General features: G+C 63.2%; 9 protein-coding genes and 1 other RNA gene. 2 read left to right on the top strand and 8 right to left on the bottom strand.

The window, feature by feature from the left end; genetic code table 11:
• Positions 1-379 precede the first annotated feature (379 nt).
• A complete protein-coding gene (locus C0617_RS05930) occupies positions 380-2,047 on the top strand; it encodes a mechanosensitive ion channel family protein (RefSeq protein ID WP_291316091.1) in 1,668 nt (555 codons plus the stop codon).
• A 265-nt stretch (positions 2,048-2,312) separates the two neighbouring features.
• Here C0617_RS05930 and ssrA read toward each other — a convergent pair.
• The 8 genes from ssrA to C0617_RS05890 form a co-directional block, all read right to left on the bottom strand.
• Positions 2,313-2,663: a transfer-messenger RNA gene (gene ssrA, locus C0617_RS05925) on the bottom strand.
• Between the two features lie 161 nt (positions 2,664-2,824).
• On the bottom strand, positions 2,825-3,280 hold the full coding sequence (smpB, locus tag C0617_RS05920; protein ID WP_291316090.1) for an SsrA-binding protein SmpB: 456 nt from the start codon (positions 3,278-3,280) through the stop codon (positions 2,825-2,827).
• Positions 3,270-3,731, bottom strand: a complete 462-nt coding sequence (locus C0617_RS05915; RefSeq protein ID WP_291316089.1) for a SoxR reducing system RseC family protein — start codon at positions 3,729-3,731, stop codon at positions 3,270-3,272. The genes smpB and C0617_RS05915 overlap by 11 nt, the downstream gene beginning before the upstream one ends.
• Before the next feature lie 77 nt (positions 3,732-3,808).
• Positions 3,809-5,089, bottom strand: coding sequence for an amidohydrolase family protein (locus tag C0617_RS05910; RefSeq protein ID WP_291316088.1), 1,281 nt, complete (start codon positions 5,087-5,089; stop codon positions 3,809-3,811).
• A 92-nt stretch (positions 5,090-5,181) separates the two neighbouring features.
• Positions 5,182-6,867, bottom strand: coding sequence for a pyridoxal-dependent aspartate 1-decarboxylase PanP (gene panP / locus C0617_RS05905; protein ID WP_291316087.1), 1,686 nt, complete (start codon positions 6,865-6,867; stop codon positions 5,182-5,184).
• Between the two features lie 51 nt (positions 6,868-6,918).
• On the bottom strand, positions 6,919-7,761 hold the full coding sequence (gene panC, locus C0617_RS05900; protein WP_291316086.1) for a pantoate--beta-alanine ligase: 843 nt from the start codon (positions 7,759-7,761) through the stop codon (positions 6,919-6,921).
• Positions 7,762-7,857: 96 nt separating this feature from the next.
• A complete protein-coding gene (gene panB, locus C0617_RS05895) occupies positions 7,858-8,658 on the bottom strand; it encodes a 3-methyl-2-oxobutanoate hydroxymethyltransferase (RefSeq protein WP_291316085.1) in 801 nt (266 codons plus the stop codon).
• A 446-nt stretch (positions 8,659-9,104) separates the two neighbouring features.
• Entirely contained in the window at positions 9,105-9,680 is a 576-nt protein-coding gene (locus tag C0617_RS05890; protein WP_291316084.1) for a flavin reductase family protein, read from the bottom strand.
• Between the two features lie 163 nt (positions 9,681-9,843).
• Between C0617_RS05890 and C0617_RS05885 the strand changes: the two genes are divergently transcribed.
• Complete coding sequence (locus C0617_RS05885) at positions 9,844-10,107, top strand: hypothetical protein (protein WP_291316083.1); 264 nt, start codon at positions 9,844-9,846, stop codon at positions 10,105-10,107.
• Positions 10,108-10,150: the final 43 nt, after the last annotated feature.

Below are 10,150 nucleotides of genomic sequence, written 5' to 3'. Positions count from 1 at the left end.
TTGAGTTCTCTCACAGAGAGGCCGGATATACGGCAGCAATCCTGTCCCTGTCATTCAGTTCACAAGCCCTTGCAAAGCGGGGGGAGACCATATATGAGCAAAGCGAACGGGCGTGAGAAAAGAGTCCGTGACAAGTGACGCGTGACGGGTAACGAGAAAGAAAAGTGCGCCATTCCGGTTCACGGGTCGCGGCCACCGGTTTTCGACTGTCCCTTTGCGTCCTCAGCGACCTTGAGAGAGCGCAAGCGAACGGGCGTGAGGCCGATCTTGACTTTCCCGAGCCCCCTTCCCCGCCTCGCCTTGCGCCCCCGCTCCCCTCATCTACAATAAAAGCATCCCGGGCCACGATACCACTGCGGCCCGCAGCCAGGAGGGAACCGTGCTCGACGCGCTTGCGGGAATCAAGGGGCTCTACCGCGACTTCGCGGTCATCGGCGGCGAGCTGGCGATCGTCGTGGTCGCCCTGCTGCTGCTCGACGCCGTCGTCCGGCTCGCCTTTCGCCGCCTCGACGCGATCCCGCCCCTGCGCCGGTTTCAGGGCCGGGCCAAGGCGCTGCGCCGATCGGTGCGCTGGGCCCTGTTCGGAGCCGGGCTGTTGCTGTGCGCCGCAGTCGCCGCCTACAACGGCCTCCTGATCTACCGCGGGGTCGACGTCTTCACCGCCACCCGGGACCAGTTCGCCCGCATCCCACCCGATTTCTGGAAGCAGCTGGGGATCGGGGCGGCCAAGGTCGTCGCCCTGGTGATCGCCGCCCGCCTGATCGTCCGCTGGCTCCGGAAACTGATCGGCGTCCTCGAAGGGCGGGCCATGGCCTTCGAGCAGCTGCGGGCCAACGACGAGGCGATCACCGCCTTTTTCGCGGCGCTGCGGCGCATCGTCAGCAACGCCATCTGGCTGAGCCTGCTCATCGTCGCCAGCGGCCTCCTCCCCTTCCCCGCCGCGGTCCCCGGCTACCTGACCATCGCCCTGAACATCTACCTGGCAGTCGCCCTCGGCCTCCTTCTGGTCCACACCATGGCGGTGATCATCGACAGCCTCGAGGCGCTGAGCAAGAAGTACTGGTACCGCGAGGGCTACCTCGGCTGGTACGAGCGGCTGAGCGCCCTCGTCCCCCTGCTGCGCCGCTGCCTCGAATACGTCATCTACGTCGCGGTGGCGACGGTGGTCCTGAGTCAATTGCAGTTCATCGCACACCTGGCGGTCTACGGGCCGAAGGTTGTCAAGGCGATCGGCATCGTCTTTCTCGCCAAGGTGGCGGTGGAGATCGCCAACCTCCTCGTCGACCGCTCCCTGTCCGGCGAGGACGACGCCTCGGAGGTGGAGCGGCAGCGGCGTCTGACCATCGGGCCGATCGTCAAGAGCCTGCTCGGGACCACGGTCTACTTCGTCGCCTTCGTCCTCATCCTCCGAGCCTTCGACCTCAACCCCCTGCCGATCCTCGCCGGGGCGGGGATCCTCGGGGTGGTCATCGGCTTCGGGGCGCAGCCCCTGATCAACGACGTCGTCTCGGGATTCTTCATCCTCTTCGAGAACCTCTACCTGGTCGGCGACTACATGGAGACCGGCAACGCCCGCGGCACGGTCGAGTCCATCGCCCTGCGCACCACGCGCATCCGCGACCCCAACGGGCAGGTCCACATCCTGCGCAACGGACTGATCGGCGAGGTGGTGAACTTTTCCAAGGAGTACACCCACGCGGTGGTCGAGGTGGGGGTGGCCTACGAGTCGGACCTGAACCAGGTCTACCGGGTCCTCGGCGAGGTGGGCAGCCAGTTCCAGAAGGAATGCGCCGACGTCCTCGAACCGACCCAGATCAGGGGGCTGAAAGACTTCGGCGACTCGGCCCTGCTGGTGCGCACCGTGACCCGGGTGAAACCGGGCCGCCACCGCCAGGCCGGGTTCGCCCTGCGAAAACTGATCAAGGAGGCCTTCGACCGCGAAGGGATCGAGATCCCCTTCGCCCAGCGGGTGGTGTCTTTCAAGGAGGCCGGGGGCAGGGAAACCTTCGAGGAAGAAGGGTCCGCCCCGCAGCCGGAAGATGGATGAAAAAGGCCCTGCCCTTCGAATCCCGTTAATGCAAAACGATGAAAGGGGTAGACCGCAGATGTGATCTATCCGAACCGGTGGCGGGAGATCGCCAACTACGGATCGGGCATCCCGCCCTCCCCTGCGCAGGCCCCCCTCCGCTCGCTGACGCGGCCGTCCCTGGCCGCTCTTCTGACATTAAGTCAGCGCTCGCTTCGCTTCGATTCCCGCCCTTTGCAAAACGGTGAAAGGGGTAGACCGCAGATGCAGTCTACCCCTTTCAAAATGGTGGAGGTGGCGGGAATCGAACCCGCGTCCGAAAATCTTTCACGTAAGGCTTCTACATGCTTAGTTCGTGTATTGAATTAACCCTTGAAACTCCCACGAACAGGATTTCCTTCGGGCGAGCCTGCTTGATTTCGCCCCAGTGCCGCAGACACTCACTGAAACTATCCCGCTGAATAACGTTTCAAGTCCCACACGGGCGATGGGTCAAGAAACGTGGTCGCTTATTTAAGCGGCCAGTGCGTAACGAACGTCAGTATCGGCGTTTGTATGTGTTGGGCTTTTTTACGGAGCCTGCCCACTCCGGCATGCAACCTTCGCTTCCAATCCCCGTCGAAACCTTGGCACCCCCATTCTGTTGGTTAAAAAAATGGTGAGGGTGTGGAAGGAACGATGGAAAATATGCTCGTCTGATTCGCTCGATTTTTCGAGTCACAGAGGATGTCTTTTCCACTCAATTCCTTCCGCCTTCTCACATGTCCATTATGGCACAACCTGACCGAAAAACCAACCCTAGCGGTGGTGCTCGCGAATGGCGCGGGCGGTCTCGCGGTCGTGCTGTTTGCGCTTTAGGGTCTCGCGCTTGTCATGCAGTTTCTTGCCTCGGCCGACGCCGATCTCGATCTTGGCGCGGCTGTTCTTGAAGTAGATCTTTGTCGGCACCATGGCGAGGCCCCGCTCATCGACCTGCTTGGTCAGCTTGAGGATCTCCTCCTTGTGCAACAGCAGCTTGCGGACCCGTGTTGGATCGGGGTTTTCCCGATTGCCGAACTCGTAGGGGGTGATGTTCATGTTGTTGATAAAGACCTCCCCCCCCTTGATGCGGCAGAAGGACTCCTTGATGTTGACCTGACCGAGACGCAGCGACTTGACCTCGGTGCCGGTGAGGACAAGTCCCGCCTCGTAGACGTCCTCGATGAAATACTCGTGGTAGGCCTTTTTGTTGGTGGCGATGATCTTAATGCCCATGCGTTTCTTCCTCGGCGGTCAGGATCTGGATAATGCGGGGCATGAAGGTCTCCTCGGGGATGGCCCTGCTGCCGACGCGAATGACAAGAAACGTCCCCACCAGGAAGGCGGTGCCGATGAGCGCCGCGAGCAGATTGGGGTCGGGGCCGTTTTCCAGCTGCATGCCGATGACCTGGCCGAGGCCGGCGCCGACGATGAGGCCGATCAGGGGCACGATGTAGAGGAAGAAGGACGACTGAAGAAAGTTCTTGGTGGTCGTGGCGATCTTGACCCGGTCGCCGACCCGGGCGCCGATCTGGTTCTGCGCCTGGACCAGCATCGACTTTTCGTCGTCCCCCATCCGGCACAACCCCGAAGAGGCGCAGTGTTCGCAGAAGCTGCCCCTTTTGCAGAGCACCACCGCCCGCTGCTTCCCCTTCAGTTCGACGACGGTTCCGATCTCTTCGAGCATGGGACACCTCTCCCCCTGCGGGTCTTTTTCCTCCAGTCTATCACCGGGCGGAAATCGGGGGGCATTATAGGGGGAGATCACCCCTTTGGCAAGACCTCCCTCCCGTCCAGGACCAGGGCCGCCACCTCGGCGCCGCGCCCCGGGGCGCAGAGGAAAGAAAATAACTCGTCAAGGGGAGGAAGGACTTTCGGCCTCAGCACCTGAAAATGCCCCCCCCAGCCGGGCTGCAGGGCGCCCATCTCCCCGTCGAGGCCGAGGGCGCGGGCGCCGCCGAGGGTCGCCGCTTGCAGCAGTGCCTCGGGAGGGGCCTCCTCCAGCCAGGAGGCGGCGAAGGCGAGCTCGTCCCAGACAGACAGGGAGTCGTTGCTGGCCAGGCTGTCGGTGCCGAGGGCGAGGGGGATCCCGGATTTCAGGTAGCGGGCCGCGGGGGGCCTGCCGACCTTGAGACGGGCGTTGGAGCGGGGACAGAGAACGACCGGTGAGCCGGCCGAGGCCAGCGCCTCGAAGTCGGATCCTTCGACCTGGACGCCGTGGGCGAGAAGGTTCCAGGGGACCAGCCCTCCCCTTTCGGCGAGGTAGGGGGCCGGCCGGCGCCGGGCAGGGGGCGGGAGCATGTCCCCCCAGCCGACAAAGGGGTAGAGAACCCGGGCGAGGTCCCCCTCCGATTCAAGCAGGAAGGCGACCTCCTCGGGGGATTCGGCGAAGTGCATGCTCGCAGGCAGGCTGCGGCGCCGAACGAAGTCGAGGACGTCTTCGAGATACTCGGCCGAAAGGGTGTAGGGGGAATGGGGAGAGACCCCGAACTGGAGGCGCCATGCGCCGCCCTTGTCGAGAATCCTTCCGATGGTGCCGAGAACCCTGCGGCCGATCTCCGGGTCGCGGCCGAGTGTTTCGAGAAAGAGTCGGCCGTAGAGAGGGGAGTCTTGGTAGGCCTCGCGGGCGGGAAACCAGGAGAGGACATCCCCGACCGCCCCGGTCCCGGCCAGCAGAGAACGGCGGATGCCCTCCTCCAGGGACGGCCGGTAGCGTTCGGGATCGATGCCGCGCTTGACCCGGATGACCCGCAGGACCCAGTCGGTGAAGCTGCCCGGCTCCCCGGTCTCGCCCAACTCCTTCGCCCAGCGGGGGAAATCGGTCAGTTCAAGGTGGGTGTGGGCGTTGACCATCGGGGGAAGAAGAACGGCATCCCCGAAATCGTGCACCGCAGCCCCGGCCGATGCGGGTGGCAGGTCTTGCCGGCGGCCGACGGAAACGATGCGGCCGCCGCGGATAGAGACGGCACCGTCCTCGATCGGCGCGCCGACCATGGGCAGGAGATAACGGGCAGTGTAGACCATGTCCATCGGTGATCGATCCATGGGTCCGCCATCGGAAATTCCGGTCGTGCCGGCATATTCCGGCGCTGCCCCCGGAGGAAAACGGGCGGGATAGAAGGGATATGACGGAGAGCTTAACGGCCCGCGGCGGCGAAACGGGGGGAGGAACCCGCTGCATCGATCTCCGCGCAGAGAGCCTCGAGTTCCTTCATCAGGGAGGGAATCTCGGGCTGCTGGACGATCGCGGACTGCTCGGCAAGAACCTCGGACAGGATCTCGTCAGTCGTCAACGGGTTGGCAAGGACCACCCGCAGGACGGTAATGACCTTGGATCCATAGGCGTTCGCCCGCAAGCGGGTCCGGGAGACAAACGTTTTGCCGGCTTCGCGCTGATATTTCTGCAAAAGCTGGTTGACTTCGTCGAGAACCGCGTTGATGCGGCAGCTCTGTTTCACCGTCGCGTGCGCCAGCCCCTGCTGAACCGCGGCCGGGCAGTAGCGATAGGTCAGGATGTTCAGTTCCGGGTCGCTGGTCAGTTCGAAGTCGGGGTGCTGCCTCACCATCCCGGCGAAAGTCCGGGCTTTCTCTATCCCCATGTCGATCAGCAGTTCGTACCCCTTGCGCCCCATGATCGACAGCCCGGCGTGGACCAGCATCGCTTTTCCGGGACGGGATCCCTCCAGGGTGTGGCTGCCGAGGTCCTTGGAGCCGTGGCGCAGGATATAGGCGGCGTGATGTTCGATGGCTGAAAGGGCCGTGGGGTCTTTGAAGACGACCATCCCCGCCCCCATCGGCACGTAGAGCTGCTTGTGGGCGTCGAGGGTGACCGAGTCGGCCCGGGCGATCCCGCCCAGCAGGTGGCGGAAGCGGTCCGAAAAGAGGGTCGGCCCGCCCCAGGCGGCGTCGACATGAAAATGGCAGCCAATCTCGCCGGCGAGGGCGGCCATCGCCTCGAGGGGGTCGACGTTGCCGGTTTCGGTCGTCCCGGCGATGCCGACGAGCGCCAGCGGACGGATGTTCTCGTCCTGCAGACGGCGACACTCCTGCCTCAGATGATTCAAATCGATGCGGTTGTTCTGGTCGGTTTCGATCAGCACGAGGTTGTCCCGCCCGATGCCGAGCAGATCGGCCGCCTTGCCGAGAGAGTAATGCCCCCGCCGGGAGGTCAGAACGGCAATCCCGTCGCAGTCGAGGTGTTTCAAGGACCGGGCAAGCCCCTCCTGGGCGATTCCGCGGAACTGCCCGTCAGGGGCGAAAAGACGGTTGCGCGCGACCCACAACGCGGTCACGTTGGCGATGGTGCCGCCGGAGCAGAAGGCGCCCAGAGCATGCCGGCTGTCGTGAATCCATTCCCCGTAGAAGGCGTCGTCGCCCCGGTAGACAAGGTGGTGGAGCATGGCGAGGACCTGGCGCTCCATCGGCGTAAAAGCCTTCGAGGTCTCGACCTTGACCAGGTTCTGGTTGAGGGCGGTCATGATCCTCGAGAGCGGCAGCATGAAATAGGGAAGCGCCGAGGTCATGTGACCGATGAATCCGGGGGCCGCGGTATGCACCGACTGGGCCACCAGCTTTTCCTTGACGAACTCGGTGTATTCGGAGACGTAGGTCGGCTCTTCGGGGATGGCCGAGGTCGAAAAATCGGCCTCGATCTCCTCGATGGTGCGCTCGAGGGCGACGATGTGGGTCTGCAGAAACCCGGCGACATCGTCGGAGATCGCATGGTCGATGGCGCCGAGGGTCGAATCGGGCGCCTCGGGGACGGTGAAGATCCGGTAAAGATTTTCAAGATTTGCGCGTGCAGCTTCTCTGTTCTTGGGCATCGTTGTATCCCACTCGTCGCAGCGGCCGGCGAAACGGCCGCCGTGCGATCGCTAAAGCAGAAAACTGTTGTCGATCAGCCTCGTTTTCCCGACAAATACCGCCATCAGCAGGACCGAATCGCCGTCGATCCGCGCCTGCTCCTGCAGCGTCAACTGGTGACAGATCTGCAGGTAATCGATCCGCGCGTCCTTTTCCCCGTCGATCAGGGCGCGCAGGGCCGCGAGGATTTCACCGCCGTCCTCCACCCCGTCGCGGGCCATCTGCCGCGCCAGCGCGATCGCCCGCGACAGGGCCAGCCCCTGACGCCTCTCGTCGTCGGAGAGGTAGACGTTGCGGGAGCTCATCGCCAGACCGTCGGCTTCCCGCACGATCGGCATGCCGACGACCTCCACCGGCAGGTTGAGATCGAGGGTCATACGGCGGATGACGGCGAGCTGCTGAAAGTCCTTCTGGCCGAAGAAGGCCAGGTGCGGCTGGACAATGGCGAAGAGCTTGGCCACCACCGTCGTCACCCCCCGGAAGTGGCCAGGGCGGCTCGCGCCGCAGAGGGTGTCGGTGATCCCTTCCACGTCCACGTAGGTGGCGTACCCGCCCGGGTACATCGACTGCGCCTCCGGCGCGAAGATCAGATCCGTGCCGGCGGACTCGGCCATCTCCGCGTCCCGGGTCAGGTCCCGGGGGTAGGCGTCCAGGTCCTCCCCGGCGCCGAACTGGGTCGGGTTGACGAAGATGGAGAGGACGAGCAGGTCGCCCCTCCGGCGTCCCTCGCGCAGCAGGGAGATGTGCCCTTCGTGGAGGTAGCCCATGGTCGGCACGAAGGCGATGCGCCTCCCGGCCTCGCGGGCCGCGAGGCAGCGCTGCTGCATCTCGTTGACGTCGGTGATGATATGCATGTTAAGCAGTATCCAGTATCCAGGAAATCAAACCTTCAATCCACCTGCTTTCACAGCTTAAACTTTCAGCTGACAGCTTCCAGCTTACAGCTATGTTTAAAAACTGTGTTCTTCCCCCGGGAACTGACCGCCCTTCACTTCGCGGATGTAATCGGAGATGCCGCCGCTGATGGTGCCGGAGACGTCGGCGTAGCGCTTGACGAACTTGGGCGAGTACTTCTCGCACAGCCCGAGGATATCGTGGATAACCAGCACCTGGCCGTCGCAGTCGATCCCGGCGCCGATGCCGATGGTGGGAATGCTGACGGCTGCGGTGATCTCCCGGGCGAGGGCCGCGGGGATTCCCTCCAGGACGAGGGCGAAGGCCCCGGCCTCTTCGACCGCACGGGCGTCGGCCAGCAGCTGCCGGGCCTGCTCCTCCTGCTTGCCCTGGACCCGGTACCCCCCCATGCGGTGGATCGACTGGGGGGTCAGACCGATGTGCGCAACGACGGGCACGTCCATGGCGACGATGGCCCGAATGGTCTCGGCGACGTTCTCGCCGCCCTCGAGCTTCACCGCCTGTGCGCCCCCCTCCTTGACGAGTCGCCCTGCGTTGCGGCGGGCCTCGACGGGGTCGACCTGGTAGGAGAGGAAAGGCATGTCGGCGACGACGAGGGCGTTCCGGGTCCCCCGCACCACGGCCCGGGTGTGGTAGACCATCTCGTCCATGGTGACAGGCAGGGTGGTCTCGTAGCCAGAGACGACCGACACGACGCTGTCGCCCACGAGGATCACGTCGATGCCGACCTGGTCCATCAGCCGGGCGAAGGGATAGTCGTAGGCCGTCAGGACGGCGATCTTCTCCCCTTCGGCCTTCATCCGCTGGATATCGATAACTGTTTTCGGTTTATTCACTCGGTTCGCGCTCCGTAAAAACCGCCGGGCCGAAAAGCAAAAATGCCCTCCGGACGAGGTCCGAAAGGCATGCATTGATCCATGAAGGGCAAGCCCCCCAACGGTCGCTATCGCCTTCCGTCCCGGTCCGTCAGATCCAGGCGGTATGGGTTTAAAAAACGCTCGGCAACGGTACTGGCTCCGGCACTCGTTCCGGGCCGGCTGCCGAGGTTTTTCAAAAAGCGTTCTATGCTATAGCATAGCCTTTTTAAGGGTGTCCAGAAGAAATTTTCATTTTAAATTAAATTTTTTCCCGAGACCAAAATAAAACGGGCCTGCAACCGTAAACAAGAGGGATCAACCAAAACCGAGAAGGATGCGTCGGCGGCGCGAAGACAAAAGGAACCCTGATTTTGAGTCCCCTTTTTTTTCTTGCATGCCGGAAGATATCGCCCGGGACCACGATCCTAGCGAAACAGCTTCGTCCCGTCCCGGTAGGCGTCGGCCTTCTTCTGCCCCAGGTTCCAGTACTCCCGGATTCCCCCCAGGTAGACGAGAGGGTCGAAGGTTCCCGCGTCCATTGTACCCGATTCCCCGAAGGCCGCCTCGTCGGCATGGATTTCGAGTATCTCCCCGAGCACGAGACGGTATTCCCCGAGCGCCACCTCGCCGGTCACCCGGCACTCGACGTTCAGAGGCGACTCGGCGATGAGAGGCGCCGCCACGTGGGCCGCTTCGACGGCGGTCAGGCCTGTCCGCGCCAGCTTGTCCTCGTCCCGGCCGGATTTCAGGCCGCAGTAATCGGCTTCCACGGCAAGGGATGCGGGCACCATGTTCACCACGAAACACCCCGTCTCCTTCAGTTGCGCGTAGGTCAGGCGCCCGTGGTGAAGGGATATGCCCATGGTCGGGGGGGTCTTGCTGACAACCCCGGCCCAGGACGCGGTCATCAGGTCGATGCGCCCGTCGGTGCCGACCGTGGTGACGAGAGTGGTCGGCTGGGGGAAAAAGGTGACGCAGGGTCCGAGGGTTCGTTTTTTCATATCTTTCTCCTGAGAACAGTATAGAGATTAATAATCGCCCAAATCGGCTTTCCCCGTCAAGTTTCCCCTTCCCCTCCCCCCTTGCAGGGCAGGCCTTGCCAACGGGATTCCAAGGGATAGAATTTCAGGAGAGGAAAGATTTTCAACAGAGGGGAGGTGCCCCATGAAAGGGTTGCTCATTGAGGACGAATTCCACTGGCACGACAGGTGGTCATCGGAACTCGGCCAACGCCTGAGCATAACGGACAGTTCCAACAACCTGTTCATCTTCGACGAAGCCTGCACCCGGGAGGAAATCCTGTCGGTCATCCGAGACGTGCCCCGGGACCTGTACCGCATTTTTGATCTGCAGGAGACGAGCGAAGAGTACTGCGACTTCATGGCCGACTCCGGCACATGCTATCGAAAAATCGGAACCCTGCACTGATACGGCATCCTGAGCGGATGCGTGGGAACGGGGCGCCAGTGGC

Source organism: Desulfuromonas sp. (assembly GCF_002868845.1).
Taxonomy (GTDB): Bacteria; Desulfobacterota; Desulfuromonadia; order Desulfuromonadales; family BM501; genus BM501.
Note: the sequence above shows the minus strand (reverse complement) of the source record. Positions and strands in the feature narration are given on the sequence as shown.

Bases quoted from the DNA above. Each gene is read 5' to 3' on its own strand.
- smpB (WP_291316090.1), bottom strand. From the start codon at position 3,280: ATGGGCATTAAGATCATCGCCACCAACAAAAAGGCCTACCACGAGTAT.
- C0617_RS05915 (WP_291316089.1), bottom strand. From the start codon at position 3,731: ATGCTCGAAGAGATCGGAACCGTCGTCGAACTGAAGGGGAAGCAGCGG.
- C0617_RS05910 (WP_291316088.1), bottom strand. From the start codon at position 5,089: ATGGATCGATCACCGATGGACATGGTCTACACTGCCCGTTATCTCCTG.
- panP (WP_291316087.1), bottom strand. From the start codon at position 6,867: ATGCCCAAGAACAGAGAAGCTGCACGCGCAAATCTTGAAAATCTTTAC.
- panC (WP_291316086.1), bottom strand. From the start codon at position 7,761: ATGCATATCATCACCGACGTCAACGAGATGCAGCAGCGCTGCCTCGCG.
- C0617_RS05890 (WP_291316084.1), bottom strand. From the start codon at position 9,680: ATGAAAAAACGAACCCTCGGACCCTGCGTCACCTTTTTCCCCCAGCCG.
- C0617_RS05885 (WP_291316083.1), top strand. From the start codon at position 9,844: ATGAAAGGGTTGCTCATTGAGGACGAATTCCACTGGCACGACAGGTGG.